At 72.8% G+C, this 16,191-nt stretch carries 12 protein-coding genes; 4 read left to right on the top strand and 8 right to left on the bottom strand.

The window, feature by feature from the left end:
- Nucleotides 1–14: 14 nt before the first annotated feature.
- From arfA to AC0ZLC_RS10830, 8 genes are all read right to left on the bottom strand, one after another.
- Nucleotides 15–1,523 carry an arabinosylfuranosidase ArfA gene (gene arfA / locus AC0ZLC_RS10865; protein ID WP_476751701.1) on the bottom strand — a complete coding sequence of 503 codons (1,509 nt, stop codon included), beginning with the start codon at nt 1,521–1,523 and terminating at the stop codon, nt 15–17.
- An 84-nt stretch (nt 1,524–1,607) separates the two neighbouring features.
- Nucleotides 1,608–2,477, bottom strand: a complete 870-nt coding sequence (locus AC0ZLC_RS10860; protein ID WP_476751700.1) for a carbohydrate ABC transporter permease — start codon at nt 2,475–2,477, stop codon at nt 1,608–1,610.
- On the bottom strand, nt 2,474–3,433 hold the full coding sequence (locus AC0ZLC_RS10855) for a carbohydrate ABC transporter permease (RefSeq protein WP_476751699.1): 960 nt from the start codon (nt 3,431–3,433) through the stop codon (nt 2,474–2,476). Before AC0ZLC_RS10855 ends, AC0ZLC_RS10860 begins: the two co-directional genes overlap by 4 nt.
- Complete coding sequence (locus AC0ZLC_RS10850; protein ID WP_476751698.1) at nt 3,430–4,776, bottom strand: extracellular solute-binding protein; 1,347 nt, start codon at nt 4,774–4,776, stop codon at nt 3,430–3,432. Before AC0ZLC_RS10850 ends, AC0ZLC_RS10855 begins: the two co-directional genes overlap by 4 nt.
- Nucleotides 4,777–5,024: 248 nt before the next feature.
- Nucleotides 5,025–5,879 carry an SMP-30/gluconolactonase/LRE family protein gene (locus AC0ZLC_RS10845; protein ID WP_476751697.1) on the bottom strand — a complete coding sequence of 285 codons (855 nt, stop codon included), beginning with the start codon at nt 5,877–5,879 and terminating at the stop codon, nt 5,025–5,027.
- Nucleotides 5,876–6,649: an IclR family transcriptional regulator gene (locus AC0ZLC_RS10840; RefSeq protein WP_476751696.1), complete on the bottom strand. Its 774-nt coding sequence runs from the start codon at nt 6,647–6,649 to the stop codon at nt 5,876–5,878. The genes AC0ZLC_RS10845 and AC0ZLC_RS10840 overlap by 4 nt, the downstream gene beginning before the upstream one ends.
- A gap of 136 nt (nt 6,650–6,785) precedes the next feature.
- Nucleotides 6,786–8,033: a PucR-like N-terminal domain-containing protein gene (locus AC0ZLC_RS10835; protein WP_476751695.1), complete on the bottom strand. Its 1,248-nt coding sequence runs from the start codon at nt 8,031–8,033 to the stop codon at nt 6,786–6,788.
- 2 nt (nt 8,034–8,035) lie between these two features.
- Nucleotides 8,036–8,188 carry a hypothetical protein gene (locus AC0ZLC_RS10830; protein WP_476751694.1) on the bottom strand — a complete coding sequence of 51 codons (153 nt, stop codon included), beginning with the start codon at nt 8,186–8,188 and terminating at the stop codon, nt 8,036–8,038.
- A gap of 262 nt (nt 8,189–8,450) precedes the next feature.
- Here AC0ZLC_RS10830 and pgfA point away from each other — a divergent pair, with 262 nt between their 5' ends.
- The 4 genes from pgfA to AC0ZLC_RS10810 form a co-directional block, all read left to right on the top strand.
- Nucleotides 8,451–9,482 carry a cell envelope lipid trafficking protein PgfA gene (pgfA, locus tag AC0ZLC_RS10825; protein ID WP_476751693.1) on the top strand — a complete coding sequence of 344 codons (1,032 nt, stop codon included), beginning with the start codon at nt 8,451–8,453 and terminating at the stop codon, nt 9,480–9,482.
- Between the two features lie 245 nt (nt 9,483–9,727).
- Nucleotides 9,728–10,915 (top strand): glycosyltransferase family 4 protein, encoded by a 1,188-nt coding sequence (locus AC0ZLC_RS10820; RefSeq protein ID WP_476751692.1) that lies wholly within the window; start codon nt 9,728–9,730, stop codon nt 10,913–10,915.
- On the top strand, nt 10,912–11,715 hold the full coding sequence (locus tag AC0ZLC_RS10815) for a class I SAM-dependent methyltransferase (protein ID WP_476751691.1): 804 nt from the start codon (nt 10,912–10,914) through the stop codon (nt 11,713–11,715). The genes AC0ZLC_RS10820 and AC0ZLC_RS10815 overlap by 4 nt, the downstream gene beginning before the upstream one ends.
- Nucleotides 11,712–16,191, top strand: a 4,480-nt coding sequence (locus AC0ZLC_RS10810) for an alpha-(1->3)-arabinofuranosyltransferase (RefSeq protein ID WP_476751922.1), incomplete at its 3' end; no start/stop codon positions are given. The genes AC0ZLC_RS10815 and AC0ZLC_RS10810, both read left to right, overlap by 4 nt.

Here is a 16,191-nt window from a genome sequence, read left to right as displayed (position 1 = left end):
CCGGTGTCCGGGGGTCAGGCCAGCCGGATCACGTTCCAGGACAGCGGCTCCAGCACGGCGTGCAGCGTGCCGTCCCGCAGGGTGGTCCCCCCGACCGGGTGCGGCGTCACCCGGTCGGGCTCGTCGAGGGTGTTCCTGGCCTCCGGGTCGGCGTCCGCCAGCGCGCTGTGCTCGACGACCGAGGTCAGCCGCAGCCCGTGCAGGGCGACTTCGAGGGGCAGCGGTTCGCGCTGGCTGCGGTTCACCGCGAAGACGGTGACGGAGCCGTCCTCGGCGCGCACCGCCGTGGCGTGCAGCAGGTCGGCCTCGCCGTACTTGCTCGTCTCGTACACCGGGGAGTCCACCCGGACGTCGAGGACCCGGCCGCGCCCGTACTTCGAGGCCTGGGCGAAGGGGAAGAACGTGGTCTGCCGCCAGGCCGGGCCGCCGGGCTCCGTCATGATCGGCGCGATGACGTTGACGAGCTGGGCGAGGCAGGCGACGGTCACCCGGTCCGCGTGCCGCAGCAGCGCGATGAGCAGGGAGCCGAAGACCACGGCGTCCGTGACGGTGTACCGGTCCTCCAGGAGGCGCGGCGCCTCGGCCCAGTCGGCCCGGCTGACCTCGGCGTCCGCCCGGGAGAGGTACCAGACGTTCCACTCGTCGAAGGAGAGGTTGATCTTCTTCTTCGACTTCAGGCGGGCGCCGACGTGGTCGCAGGTCGCCACCACGTTGTCGATGAAGGACTCCATGTCGACGGCCGACGCGAGGAACGAGTCGCGGTCGCCGTCGAGTTCCTCGTAGTAGGCGTGCAGGGATATGTAGTCGACCAGGTCGTACGTCTCCTGGAGCACGGTCGCCTCCCACGCGGCGAACGTCTCCATGCTCTGGCCCGAGGAACCGCAGGCGACCAGTTCCACGTCCTTGTCGATCTGCCGCATCGCGCGGGCCGTCTCGGCGGCGAGGCGTCCGTACTCCTCGGCGGTCTTGTGCCCGGTCTGCCAGGGCCCGTCCATCTCGTTGCCGAGGCACCACATCCGGATGCCGAACGGGTCCTTGTCGCCGTGCGCCGCCCGCAGGTCGGACAGCGCGGTGCCGGCCGGGTGGTTGGCGTACTCCTGGAGTTCGAGTGCCTCGGCGACGCCGCGTGTGCCGAGGTTGACGGCCATCATCGGCTCGGCCTGCGGGCCGATCTTCTTCAGGAAGGCGATGTACTCGGACAGGCCGAAGCGGTTGGTCTCGGTGGAGCGCCAGGCGAGGTCGAGCCGGCGGGGCCGGTCCTCGACGGGGCCCACCGAGTCCTCCCACTTGTAGCCGGAGACGAAGTTGCCGCCGGGGTAGCGGATCGCGGTGACGCCGAGTTCCCTCACCAGGTCGAGGACGTCCTGGCGGAGGCCCGCCTCGTCGGCGGTGGGGTGCCCGGGCTCGTGGATGCCGGTGTAGACGCAGCGGCCGAGGTGTTCCACGAACGAGCCGAAGACCCGGGGGTTCACCTCACCGACGGTGAAGGCGGGATCGAGGGTGAAGCGTGCCGTGTCGTGCATGGTCGCCTTTCGGACGGGTGTTCTTGTGTCGTCGGAGGGTGGGAGCCGCCGCCGTCAGCAGGGCCGCCGGCGTGGTGTGGATGCTCACTGGCCCGCCAGTCCCGTGTGGGCGACGCCCGCGACGATCTGGCGCTGGAAGAAGACGAAGACGAGGACGAGCGGGAGTCCGGCCATCAGACCGCCGGCCATGAGCTGGGCCCACTGGATGCCGTAGGAGTTCATGACGGTCGCGATGCCGTTCGGCATGGTCATCAGGTCGGGGTTGTTGGTCACCATGTACGGCCACAGGAAGTTGTTCCAGGACGCGATGAAGGTGAAGATGCCGACCGCGGAGAGGGACGGGCGCGACAGCGGCACGATGATGGTGAAGAAGACCCGCCAGCGGCCCGCCCCGTCGATGAACGCCGCTTCCTCCAGCTCGCGCGGGATGCCCTGGAAGAACTTGTAGAGGATGTAGACCATCGCGGCGGGCGCGCACTGCGGCAGGATCATGCCCCAGTAGGTGTCGACCATCCCCATCTGCTGGACGGTGGTGAACAGCGGCACGCCGAGGACGGCGGGCGACACCATGAGGCCCAGCATGACGAGCCCCAGCAGCGGGCCCTTGAAGCGGAACTCGGTGCGCGCGAAGCCGTAGCCGGCGAGCGCGCTGACCAGCAGCACGACGGCCGTGACGCAGACGGACACGACGAGCGAGTTGATGAACCAGTTGGTGATGTTCCCGGTCTCGAAGATCGCCGACCACGCCTGGGTCGTCCACACCTCCGGCAGCCAGTGCGGCGGCACCTCGACGGCCTCGGTCTCCGACTTGAGCGAGGTGAACAGGGCCCAGGCCAGGGGGGCCGTCCACACCGCGGACAGGGCCACCCCGAGCAGGGTCAGGACGATCTGACTGGCGGTCCAGGGCCTCCGGGGCCGGGAGCCGGCCCTCGCCCGTATCTGCGTGGCGGTCATCGCACGCCCTCCTCACGCTTGCGCAGCAGCCACATCCGGCCGACGGCGACGGACGCGATGATCACGAAGAAGATGATGGAGATCGCGGAGGCGTAGCCCACGCGGTAGCTGGTGAAGCCCTCTTCGAGGGTGTACTGGACGAAGGTGCGGGTGCTTTCCTCGGGCCCGGGGCCGAAGTCGTAGATGACGACGGCCTGGTCGAAGACCTGGAGCGAGGCGAGGATCTGGAGGGCGACGACGAGTCCTGTGATGTTGCGCAGCATCGGCAGGGTGATGTGCACCATGCGGTGCCAGGCGTTCGCGCCGTCCAGCTTGGCCGCTTCGTAGAGGTGCGCGGGGATGCCCTGGAGGGCGGCGAGGTAGAGCAGGAAACTGAAGCCGACGGTCCACCAGAGGGTGGTGATGACGACGGCGAGCATCGCCGTGGACTTCTCGGTGAGCCAGGGGGTGTCGGTGCCGAGGACGTGGTTGACCATGCCGGTGCCGGGGTTGAACAGCCACTGCCACAGGTTCCCCGCGACCGTGGACGGCAGCAGGAACGGGGCGAAGAAGCACAGCCGCCACAGCCACTTGGCCCGCTCGATGTGGTGGGCGAGCATCGCCATCGCGAAGGCGAGGACGGTGATGCAGGGCACCACCAGCAGCGTGAAGTAGGCGCTGTGGCCGAGGGAGTCCCACACCAGCGGGTCGTCGAACGCCTCGCGGTAGTTGTCCCAGCCGACGAAACTCGCCCCGGCGCCCGAGACGTTGGCGTCGGTGAAGCTCAGGTAGACGCCCCGCAGGACCGGCCAGATCACGAACAGGCCGAACAGCGCGAGGAACGGCGCGACGAACCAGCCGCCGTGCTGGAGTCCCCGGCCGAAGCGGGCCCGGACGCTGTCCGTGTCCCCGGCGCCGGTGGAACGTACCGACTGCGGGGCGGGGGCGAGCGCGGCCCCGGCACTGGTCGTCGTCATGCGGCCCCTCCCTGCGCGGCGGTCCGGCCGTCCATCGGGTTCTTCATGGCCAGCAGCTGTTCGAGCACGTTCCTCATGCGGTGCGCGGCCGCGGCCGGTTTCGTGGAGCCGAGGTTGGAGGAGGCGACGACGGGTCCGATGCGGGCGGCGAGCGTGCCGGTGGAGCCCGCGAACCACGCCTTGGGCTCGGTGGCCTGGTGGTCCATGGCCGAGACGTACTCGCTCTGCGGGGTGAGCTTGCGGTAGGCGGCCGATTCGAGGGTCGGCGTGTACGCGGGGATGTGGCCGCCGGCCGCCCAGGCGACGGCGTTCTTGACGATGTAGGCGGCCAGCTCGTGCGCCGCCTCGTTCGCGGCGCCGCCGCGGGCCGACTGGTGCGGCAGGACGAAGGCGTGCGACTCGGCGTGGGTGGCCTGCCTGCCGAAGACGGCGGGCAGCGGGCTCGCGCCGTACTCGATCTTCGCGCCGGAGTAGACGGGCACGGACCAGTTGCCCTCCCAGACGAACGGCGAGCCGTTCATGAACTGCTCGGCGTCGGCCGCTCCGGCGACGGCGTACCCGTCGGTGACGTGCCGGCGCAGGAACTCCAGGACCTCGGTCGCCCTGTCCTCGTCGAAGACGACGTCCGTCATCGCCGGATCGAAGTAGTCCCCGCCGAGCTGGGCGTAGAAGGTGACGAAGAACCACCAGGCGAAGTTCTGGTCGTTGGCGTGGACGCCGATGGTCTGCAGGCCCCGCCTGGTGGCCTTCCTCGCCGTCCTGAGCGCGTCGAACCACTCCTTCGTGGAGGTGATCGGCACGATCCGGCCGTCGTCGCCGAGGAGGCCCGCCTTCTTCAGGACGTCCTTGCGGTAGAAGGTCAGCTGGGCGTGGATGTCGAGCGGGAGCGCGTAGAGCTTTCCGTCGACGACGGCGCGTTTCCACAGCGCCGGGTTGAAGTCCTCCTCGCGGATGCCGTACCTGGCGAGCAGTTCCGTGTCCCAGGGGTCCAGGAGCCGGCCCGGCGCGAAGCCGGCGACGCGCCCCAGGTGCATGACGCTGAGGTCGGGCGCCCGGCTCCCGGAGGCCGCCATGGCGAGTTTTGTGTAGTAGGGATTGCCCCACTGGAGGGTGGAGTCCTTCACGTCGATGGCCGGATTCGCCTTACGGAAGGCGTCCAGCATCGCGATCATGTTGTACCCGTCGCCGCCGCTGAAGAGGTTCCAGTAGCGGACGCGTGTGCTCGCGTCGGAGGCGAGTGCGTCCGCGCCGGTGCCGAGCGCGGCGAAGCCGAGGCTTCCCGCGACCGTCAGCCCGCCCAGTCCCGTCAGGATGTGCCTGCGATTCAGGCCAGGTCGTCCCATGCCCTGCCCTAACTGTTCGAGATTTCGTCAGGTGCTCGTAACTTCGAACGGGACCGTAAATTCGAAGCGCGTGCGCGTCAATGCTTTGCGCAGAACTCCCGAACAACGTGCGGGATACCGGACGTTGGGCACGGCGGGGCGGGCGGGGTGGGCGGGGTGGGGTGGACGCGGAGCGGGCACGGCGGACATGCCGGAGCCCCCGCCCGGGCGGTGCCGGGCGGGGGCTCGGAGCAGACGGACCGGCCGGACTAGCCGGCGAACGCGGGCTGCGGCAGCCCCTTCCCGGCGCCGGGGACCACCAGCACCGAACCGCACAGCGGGTGCGGCGCCCGAAGTCCCGTACGGGCCGTGGTGATGTACAGGTCGGTCAGGCCCTCCCCGCCGAACGCGCAGGCGGTGGGACGCGGAACCGGCAGCTCCACGACCCGGTCCAGCTCGCCGGACGGCGTATAGCGGCGCACCGCACCGCCGTCCCACAGGGCCACCCACACACAGCCGTCGGCGTCGACGGTGAGCCCGTCGGGGAAGCCGGCGCCCTCCTCGATCATCGCGAACGGCCGCCTGCCGCGCGGCAGTTGCCCATCGTCCACGTCGAAGACGTCGATCCTGCGGGTAGGCGAGTCCACGTAGTACATCAGCCGGCCGTCGGGGCTCCACCCGGTGCCGTTGCTGACGGCGACGTCGTCGAGGACGGTCCGCACGGTGCCGTCGGGGGTGATCCGGGACAGCGTGCCGCCGCCCGGTGCCTCGTCGTAGCGCATGGTGCCGGTCCACAGCGAGCCGTCGGGGGCGACGGCCGCGTCGTTGCCGCGGCGGCCGGGGACGGGTTCGCGGTGCAGCCAGCGGAAGTCCTCCCCGGCGTCCGGCGGCCCGTACAGCGCGACGCCGTCGCGGAGGTTGACCACCAGACCGCCGCCCGCCCGCGGCTTGGCGGCGCCCACGTGCTGCTCGGTGACCATGACCGTGGCACGGCCGGTCACCGGGTCGTACGTGTGGACCCGGGAGCCGAGGATGTCGACCCAGACCAGCCGCCGCGCGGCGGTGTCCCACGTCGGCCCCTCGCCGAGGGCCGCGTACGCGCGGACGGCGACCTCGGCGCTCATGCCACGCTCCGGTGGCCGAGCCGCTCTGACAGCTCGGCGGCGCCCTTCGCGGCCAGCTGCTCCAGCTCGCCGAGGCGGTCGTCGCTCCAGCGGATCATCGGGACGGAGATGGAGAGCGCGGCGACGACCTGCCCCGTGCGGTCCCGTACCGGGGCCGCGACGCAGCTGACGTCCGGGTTGGACTCCCGGTTCTCCACGGCGACACCGCGCCGGCGGATCTCGGCGAGGGCCTCGCGCAGGACGGCGGGGTCGGTGATGCTGTTCGGCGTCATCGCGGGCAGCGCCGAGTCGCCCGGGACGCGCGAGCTCAGCTCGGAATCGGGGAGCGAGGCGAGCAGCATCTTGCCGACGGAGGTGCAGTGCGCGGGCAGCCGGCGCCCGGCGGCGGAGACCATGCGCACGGCGTGCGTGGAGTCCACCTTCGCGATGTAGATGACGTCGGTGCCCTCCAGGATCGCCACGTGCACGGTCTCGTCGCAGGTCTCGGCGACGGAGCGGGCGACCTGCTGGCCCTCGGCCGCGAGGTCCAGCTGCTCGGCGTACCGGCTGCCGAGCTGGTACGGCCGCACCCCGAGCCGGTAGCGTCCGGGCTGGCCCGGCACCTGCACGATGTACGAGCGGGCGGCGAGCGTGGTGACCAGCTCGTGCACGGTGGTGCGCGGCAGCTGGAGTCTGCGCACGATGTCGGGCGCGGAGAGCGTGCCGTCTCCGTCCAGGAAGAGCTCGAGTATGTCGAGAGCGCGGGTCACGGCAGGTACGAGGCGTCCCACGAGCGGCCCCTCCCTTGTGTTCGATATTTCAACAGACGATCGGGATGACGAACACAGGCTAGTCATAGTGGGGTGGGCCGGGCAATGGGCGGGGTGAGAGCAGGGCCCGGGCGGAGGTCCGGGCCGGCCGGGACCGTCACCGTCTGTCTCGCGGTGCCCCCACCTCGCCCCGTAACCGCTGGGCCCGCAGGACGAGTTCCAGTTCGAACCGGCGGTCGGGGTCGTCGACCTCGTCGCCCCACAGTTCCCTGATCTGGCGGAGGCGGTAGCGGACGGTCTGCGGATGGACCCCGAGCCGGGCGGCGACCTCGGGGGCGCCGCCGCGGGTCTCCAGCCACGCCAGCATCGTCTCCGCGAGGCGGCGGCCGTGCGTCGGGCCGCAGTGCGCGAGGGGAGCCAGGCAGCGCAGCGCGAGGTCGTCGATGAGCTCCTCGGGCTGGAGGAGAACCAGCGCCTCGGTGTGCTCCGTGCAGTGCAGCACCTCGCCGCCCGGCAGCAGCCCCCGCTCCATCAGCCGTACCGCCGCCTCCGCCCAGCGCAGCGACTTCGCCGCGTCCACCAGCGGCACCGGCGGCCCGATCGCGCCCGCCCAGCCGGTGAGCGCGCGGTGCAGCAGCTCGGGCCGGCCCGCCGCGTCGGGCTCGGGTACGACCATGCGGGGCTGCTCGTACTCCATGTCGAGGAGGACACCCTGGCCCACGGCGGGGGCGACGGCCTCGCGGGCCGGGCGCACCAGCACCCCGACGGCCACCCTGGCGGGCAGCGGCCAGCCGATCCGGGCCGCGCGCTCGGCGAGCGCGTCGGTGGGGTCCCCCCGGCTGTGCTCGGCGAGGAGCAGCTCCGTCAGCCGGCGCTGGAGCCGCAGGCGCTCCCCCGCCTGGCGGGCGGCGGCCTCGGCGTACCCGCGGACGGACTGGTCGACCAGCCCGTCGAGGTACTCGTAGCCCGCGTCGACCAGCTCGTACATCGCCGGCGGCGGGATCTCGACCCGCTGCCCGATCTCGGCGAACCGGCGCCAGGCGAGGCGCACCCCGAGCCGGTAGATCGCCTGGAGCGAGTCGAGGCTGCGGCCGTTCAGGCCCTCCCCGCGGCCGAACTCCTGGAAGACCTCGGGATGGACGCGCGGGCGGCCCTCGGCGGTCTCCAGGTGCTGGACGAAGACCTCGATCGCGCGGCGGATGCCGATCAGCGCCATCGGTTCGCCGGAGTCGTCCAGCACGACGGGCAGCTGCGGGTACTCCCGGCGGATCTCGCGCAGGATCTGCTCGGCGAGCACCGGCGCCTCCGCCATCGCCAGGGCGGCGAACTGCCGTACCTTCGGGCGCGGAACGTCACGCCAGGCCGAGCGCGGGGTGACCGTTCCCGTTCCGGGGCGGGAGGTCACGGTCAGCGCTCCCGGGCGGCATGCTCGTACGTGATCAGCGGGCTGTTCGGCTGGTCCGGGGTCGCGTCGAGCAGCGCCACGATGCCGAGGGCGACGCCCACGGCGAGGGCGGCGGCGGCCACGACGGTCAGCGCGGCGGCGAGCAGTCTGGACATCGCAGGGTCAGCCTCTCTGTAGGAGGTCGTCCCCACCCCGGTCGCCCGCACCGGCCAGGCCGTGCGGTCCTGCCCCACGCCGGCCCCGTCCGGCAAGTGCCCAGTCTCGACAATGCATTGACACTTCGTCAAGGGTGCGCCTACGGTTCCCGGCCCATACCGCACGTGCACTTTCCCTCCTGGTGTCGACGCACGCGTATCAGCGCGTATCACCCCGAACCACGCGTGTGCCGAGCCGAACCCGAGCCACTGGAGTGCCCGGATGCGCCGGACCGCCCGCCCGTCTGCCGACCGCCACCCCTCAAGAAGGCCCCTCGGGCCGCACCCGCCGCTCGCCGTCTCCCTGATCCTGCTGGGCCTCGGCACCTTCCTGCTGGTACTGGCCCCGATGCTCGCGTGGTACGTGCAGCCGCGCGCCGCCGTCAACCCCGTCGACATCGACACCACCGCGATCTACACCGGCACCGGCAGAGTCTTCGACGTCGAGAAGGTCAGGACCGTACCGGGCCGGCGGATCACCGTCACCCAGCGGGTGCGCGGCGACGTCGCCGACAGCGAGCGCAGCGGCAGGGCGGTCTGGGACGTGACGACGACGGTCGACACGGACACGTCGCTGCCCGCGGCCGACCCGCACGACGCGCTGGAGTTCATGCCGCACCGGTGGGTCACCGACCGCAGGACCAACACGCCCGTGCACTGCTGCCGGGAGAAGCCGCACATCGAGGGCGAGGCCTACCTCAAGTTCCCCTTCGACGTGCAAAGACGCGACTACCGCTGGTGGGACAACTCACTCGGCGCGACCGTCACCCTGCACTACCGGGACACCAGGAAGGTCCAGGGGTACGAGGGTTACCGCTTCACCGGCACCGTGCCCGCGACCCGGACCGGGACCCGCCTCGTGCCGGGCGCCCTCGTGGGCCTGCCCGGGCGCAGCCAGGTCCTCGCCGAGGAGTGGTACGCCAACCACCTGGTCGAACTCGTCGTGGACCAGAGCACCGGCCGCGTGCTCTACGCGCAGGTCGGCCCGCGCAGGACGCTGCGCGCCCCCGGTGCCATGAAGGACGCGGCGGTGCTCCTGGACAGCGAGAAGCTCGCGTTCACCCCGGAGACCCAGCGGGAGCAGGTGCGGCAGGCGAAGACCGAGAGCGGCCAACTGCGCATCCTGGGACGGACGTTGCCGGTGGGTTCCGCGGTGCTGGGCTTCCTGCTCGCCGCCGCCGGGGCCGTTTTGGTGCTGCGCGGGCGAGCACGTCCCGATTCGCCCGGCTCCTCCCCTTCGACCCTCACGAAGTGATGTGCCGTCAGCTCCACAAACCCCGGAAATTGTCATGTCGGTGAGTAGCAGCATCGAACCGCTGGGCGAAAACTGTCCACCCCACCCGAACACAGCCCGCTCACACCCCACCACGGACCGCCCCCCGCAATCCCCCACGAACCCGGCTGAACGCCAGAGCCCGATCCGCAGAACCGAGACAGGCACCCGCTCCACGCAGCTTCCCCCACGCCGAGTTCCGCACCCTGAGACGAGTTGGAGCACCCATGCCCCAGCACGTACCTTCCTCGCTGCGCGACGCGTTCCCGCGTTCCGCGCAGTACCCTCCGGCGCTCCCCCCACACCCGCGCCGCATCGTCTTCCTCGCTCATCGCGACCTCGGGAATCCCGCGGCCGGCGGCTCCGAACTCCTCGTCGACCGGCTGGCCGAGGGACTCACCCGGCTCGGCCACCAGGTCACGCTGCTGTGCGGAGGCCCCGCCTCCCCCGCTCCCGGCTCCGCCCGAGCGGGTGGGGCCCCCCTCCGCGGCTACCGGGTCGTCTCGGCGGGCGGCGACCTCGGCCACTATCTGCGCGCCCGGTCCGCCTTCCGGCGTCAGGTCGGTGACTGCGACCTGCTGGTGGAGGTGTGCAACGGGATGCCGTACCTGGCCCCGCTGTGGCACCGCGGCCCCACGCTGTGCCTCGTCAACCACGTCCACACCGATCTGTGGCGGATGCGGTTCGGCGGCGCGCTGGCACCGGCCGCCCGGCTCGGCCGACGACTCGAGCACTGGGCGCTGACCGGCGCACAGCGCCGCAACCTGGTGGTCGCCGTCTCCCCGTCGACGGCACAGTCGCTGCGCGCGATCGGCGTCGAGCGGCACCGGATCCGGGTCGTGCACAACGGGGTCGAGGAGCCCGGACCCCCGGCCCCCCGCTCGCCCGAGCCGCTGTTCCTGGCGATGGGCCGCCTCGTCGAGTACAAGCGCGTCGACCTGCTGCTGCGGCTGTGGGAACGGGTGCGCCCGGTCACCGGCGGCCGGCTGGTGATCGTCGGCGAGGGCCCGGAGCGGCAGCGGCTGGAACGGCTCGCCGGGGCGGGCGTCGAGTTCGCCGGGCGGGTCTCCGAGACCGAGAAGCACCGGCTGCTGTGCGCGGCGTGGCTGCTGCTGCACCCCTCCGCGGTCGAGGGCTGGGGCCTGGTGGTCACCGAGGCGGCGACCCGGCAGACCCCGGCGATCGCCTTCGACGTACCGGGTCTGCGCGACTCCGTGGTGGACGGCGAGACGGGCGTGCTGGCCCGCGGCGAGTCCTCCTTCGCCGCCGCCTGGTGCACGCTCGCGCTCAGCGGCGACCGGCGCGCCCTGATGGGCGGGGCCGCCCGCGACCACGCCGCCCGGTACCGCTGGAACCACACGGTGCGCCGGTTCGGAGCGGTGGCCGCGGAGGCGGTGAGGGGCTGGACGCCATGAGGGCCCCCGGCGGAGCAGCGCGCCGTACCGGCGGACGGGGCACGGGCACCGGCAGCGGCACCGGCAGCGGTACGGGCCTCAAGGACCCCTCCGTACGCCGCTCCCTCGCCCTCTTCCGGGCCTTCCTGCACGAGCAGGACGACCCCGCCGCCTGCTACTCGCTGCTCGCCCGCGACGCCGCCGACCAGGTCGAGGCGTACGGCGCCCTCCAGGGCCGTACCGTCGTGGACGTCGGCGGCGGGGGCGGCTACTTCACCGCCGAGTTCCGGCGGCGCGGCGCCCAGGCGTACCTCTTCGAGCCCGACGCCGCGGAACTGGGCGAGAAGCCGCCAAAGGGCGCCGTCGTCGCCGACGGGTATCTGCTGCCGCTGGCCGACGGGGTCGCCGACGTCTGCTTCTCGTCCAACGTCCTGGAGCACTTGGCCGACCCGCAGACCTTCCTCAGCGAGATGGTGCGGGTCACCCGGCCCGGCGGGCTGATCTACGTGTCCTTCACCAACTGGTACTCCCCGTGGGGCGGTCACGAGTGGGCGCCCTGGCACTACCTCGGCGCCGAACGGGCGCGTGCCCGCTACCTGCGCCGTACCGGGAAGGCGCCCAAGCACACCCTCGGCGAGAACCTCTTCGCCGTGCACATCGGATCCACCCTGCGGCAGGTCCGCGCCCGCGACGACGTCACCGTCGTCTCGGCGCGCTCCCGCTACTGGCCGTTCCTCGCGTCCGCCGTCGCGAAGGCGCCGGGACTGCGTGAGTTCGCCACCTGGAACCTTCTCCTCATCCTCCGGCGGTGTCCACCATGACGAGCACGGTCCAGGCTCCACCCCCGGCGGACACCCGCCCCGCCACCACCGCGGCCGGCCCCCCTCGGGGCCCGCGGTCGCGGCGGTGGCTGCTGGGGTTCTGGGTCGTGGTGTTCGTGCTGTTCCTGGCCGTGCACCCCGGCCGGACGACCTTCGACACCAAGCTCGGAGTCGCGCTCGACCCCTGGCAGTTCCTCTCCGACCTCGGTCAGCTGTGGCACGACCGGGGCGGCTTCGGCGGCCTCCAGGACCAGTACGTCGGCTACGCCTGGCCGATGCTGCCGTTCTACGGCCTGTGCGAACTGGTCCACCTCCCGGTATGGCTGGCCGAGCGGCTGTGGCTGTCCGTCGTGGTGTCCGTCGCGTTCTGGGGCGCACTTCGCCTCGCCGAGCGGCTGCGCGTCGGCACGCCCGCGTCCCGGCTGCTCGCCGCGACGGCGTACGCGCTGTGGCCGGTCTTCACCATCGTCGTCGGCTCCACCTCGGCCGCCGCGCTCCCCGGCGCCTTCCTGCCGTGGGTGCTGCTGCCGCTGGCCGACGAGCGGTACGCGGCCCGGGTCGCCGCTCTGCGCTCGGCGCTGGTCGTCCCGTTCATGGGCGGGGTGAACGCGGCGGCGACGCTCGCGTCCCTGCTGCCCGTCGGCCTGTACCTCCTCTCGCGCCCGCGCGGGCCGCGGCGGCGCGGGCTGATCGCCTGGTGGGTACCGGGGGTGCTCCTGGCGACGGCCTGGTGGGTGGTGCCGCTGCTGCTGCTCGGCCTCTACGGCGAGAACTTCCTCCCCTACGTGGAGACTTCGCAGACCACGACCGCCACCATGTCCGCGACCGAGACCCTGCGCGGCGCCGGGAACTGGGTCGCCTATCTGCACTTCGGCGAGGCCTGGCTGCCGGCCGGGTGGAGTGTCGTCTCCTCGGTGCTCGTGGTGCTCTGCTCGGCCCTCGCGGCGGGTCTCGGCCTCGCCGGACTCGCGCGACGGGACATGCCCGAGCGCCGGTGGCTGGTGCTGACCGTGCTGACGGTCGCCCTCATCACACTGGCCGGGTACGGCGGTTCGTTCGGCGCGCCCTTCCACGGCGTCGTCCAGGACTGGCTGAACGGCGGACTCGTCCCCTTCCGCAACATCTACAAGTTCCAGACGGGGCTCGCGCTCACGCTCGTCCTCGGGCTGGCCCATCTGGCGGGCGTCGCCTCCTCGGAACACGGGGCCCGGCGGGTGCGCGGACGCCGTCTCGCCCCGCTGGCCGCAGCGGTCCTGGTGCTGCCTGGGCTCGCCCTGCCGTATCTCAACGGGTCCATCCTGAACCCGGGTTCGTTCCGGGAACTGCCCCGGTACTGGCAGAGCACCGCCGACTGGCTGGAGAAGTACTCCCCGGACTCCCGCGCCCTCGTCGTCCCGGCCACCGCGCACGGCATCTACACCTGGGGCTCCCCCATCGACCAGCCGCTCGACGTCCTCGCCGGCTCCCGCTGGGCGCAGCGGGACTACGTCCCCTTCGGCACCGCGGGCAACCGGCGCGCCATGGACGCGGTCGAGCAGTCCCTGGCGACGGGCGCCGAAGTCCCGGGCCTCGCGGACTTCCTGAGCCGGGCCGGGCTGCACTACGTCGTCGTCCGCAACGACCTCGACCCCGACCAGCTCGGCTACGTCCCCACCGCGACGGTCAAGCGGACCCTGGAACAGTCCGGGTACCGGAAGGTCGCCGGGCTGGGACCCGTGATGACCGGCGGCCGGATCGCGGAGGACACCCCGTTGCAGGTCGAGGGCCTGTATCCGCGCCAGCGCGCCGTCGAGATCTACGAGCCGGCCGACCGGGACGTGCCGCGGCCCGGGCAGGCCGGACTCAGGGCGGTCGCCGACACCGCCGTCGTCTCCGGCGGCCCCGAGGCGCTGCTGCCGCTGTCCGCCGACCCCGCGATGCGCAACCGGGCCACCGTGCTGACCGGTGACAACCACCCCGGTCTCGGCACCCCGCCGGTGCAGGTCACCGGCGACGGGCTGCGGCGGGCCGACACCCGCTTCGGCCTGGTCGGCTCCAACACCTCGTACACGTACACCCGCGACCAGCGCAACGACAGCGACAGCGCGCAGGACGCGGGTGAGAAGCCGCACCAGATCCTGCCGACGCGTGGCCTGGACCACCAGACGGTGGCCGTGCTGCGCGGCGCCCGCTCGGTGACCGCCTCGTCGAGCGGCAACTGGCTGTTCCACCTCCCCCAGTACGACCCCGTGAACGCCTTCGACGGCAATCCGGACACCGCCTGGGCGGAGGGAGCGGCGGGCTCGGCCGACGGGCAGTGGCTGCGGATCGGCTTCACCGGCTCCGTCGACGTGCCGTCGTCCTTCGGGGTGACCCCGCTGCCGCAGGACGGGGTGCGGTCGGCGGCGACCCGCGTGCGGGTCGAGACGGAGCAGGGGGCACGCACCAGCTTCCTCGAACCCGACGGCACGACCCAGCGCGTCAGGGCCCGCGCCGGGTCCACGCGCTGGCTGAAGATCACGATCGTCGACTCCACCCAGCGGCACTCCGGGCTCACCGGCGCCGGTTTCTCCGAGATCGACCTGCCCGAGGTGCAGGTGACCCGGCTGCTGCGGCTCCCGACGGACGCGGCCGGCTCGGACGCCGCCGCCGGGATCGTCTCGCTGCACCGCACGTCCGACCCGACCGGGCTGTCCCCGACGGGCACCGAGGCGGGCCTGCACCGGCGCTTCACGACCTCGGCCGCGGGCACGTACGAGGTACGGGCGAGCGCGGTCCCGGTGCCCGGCGAGGAACTCGACAGGCTGCTCTACGAGGTGGCACCCGGGCAGCGGAGCCGGATCACCGCCACGGCGGACTCGACGGCCCGGCTCGGAGCGGGCCTGTCGGCGCGCAACCTGACCGACGGCGACCTGACGACGGCGTGGATCGCGGGCGACCGCCCCGTCATCCACCTGAGCTGGCCCGGGAAGCAGGCGGTCGGCTCGATCGTGCTGGCCCCGGCCGGCGGTCTGTCCACCCGGCCCACGAAGATCAGCATCAGTTCACCGGACGGCGCGGCGACGGTCGGCGTCGACGAGAACGGCTGGGCCCGCTTCGACCCGATCACCACCGACCGGCTCGACATCACCGTCACGGAGACCGCGCCGCTCACCGTCCACAACCCGGTCGCGGACGACGACCTGCAACTGCCGGTCGGCCTCACGGAGGCGTACGTCCCGGCGCTCGACCAGTACCGCACCCGGCAGCCCGCGCCGTCCCGGACGTTCTCGCTCCCCTGCGGGAAGGGGCCGGTGCTCGCGGTCGACGGCAAGCTGTACGGGACGAGCGCGAAGGGCACGGTACGGGATCTGACCGAGCGCCGCCCGGTCGAGCTGACGCTCTGCCAGGAGGGTGACGCGGATCCGGCGCTGCGACTGGGCGGCGGCGCCCACCGGGTGGAGGCCGGGGACGCCGGGCCGCTCACCGTGACGGACGTGACGCTGACCCACGGGACGGTCGCGGAGGCGTCCACCGCCGGCCGTCGGCTGCGTGTACGCGACTGGCTCGGCGACCGCCGCGAGGTGCGCGTCGGCTCCGGCGCGGCCTCGTACCTGACGACGTACGAGAACTTCAACGACGGCTGGAAGGCGACGCTCGACGGCCGGGAACTCACGCCGGTACGGCTCGACGGCTGGCAGCAGGGCTGGCGGATCCCGTCCGGCGCGGGCGGCACCGTCAGGCTGTCGTACGGGCCCTCGACGGTCTACGAGGCCGGGCTGATCGGCGGCGGAGTCGCCGTGGCGCTGCTCGCCGGGCTCGTCCTGTGGCGCCGGCGCGCACCCAGCCCGGACGAGCCGCAGCCCGTGCCGCCGAACCCGGGGCTCTGGCTGGGCCTGGTGGCGCTCACGCTGGTGGGCATCGTGATCGCCGGGTTCTTCGCACTCCTGGTCCCGCTGCTGGCGCTGCTCGCGGTGAAGCGGCGCGCCCTGCTCGTGCCGGTCGCCTTCCTCGCCCTCGCGGGGGCCGGGATCGCCGCGGCCACGGGTGCCGGGGCGCCGCCCGGTGCGGACGGGGGCGCGTTCCATCCCGTGGCCCAACTACTGGCGCTGATCGGCCTGTTCGCGGCGCTGGTGAGCGTGCGGGAGTCCACGCCGGGGGCGGTGGGACCGACCCTGCGCGGGGAGGCGCCACCGGCGTCGGAGGCCCCCACGGCGCCGCTCCCCCGACGCCGGAAGGGCGAGAACGCCGGCCCGGGAAGGGACCCCGGGGTCCGGCGCACCGACGGTGACCCGCCGCCTCCGCCCGCGCCGTGGGCGCCGGCCGACGCGCCGGTCGCCGGGCCGACCGTGACCGCGCGTGGGCCCGGGGAGGCCGACTCCGGGCGGGGACCCGGGGAGACCGGGTCCGCACGGGGACCCGGGGAGACCGGGTCCGCACGGGGACCCGGGGAGACCGGGTCCGCACGGGGACCCGGGGAGACCGGGTCCGCACGGGGACCCGGGGAGACCGGGTCCG

The organism is Streptomyces sp. GLSS-08 (assembly GCF_056387915.1).
The sequence above is the reverse complement of the archived record's forward strand: the minus strand, read 5'-3'. Positions and strand labels throughout refer to the sequence as shown.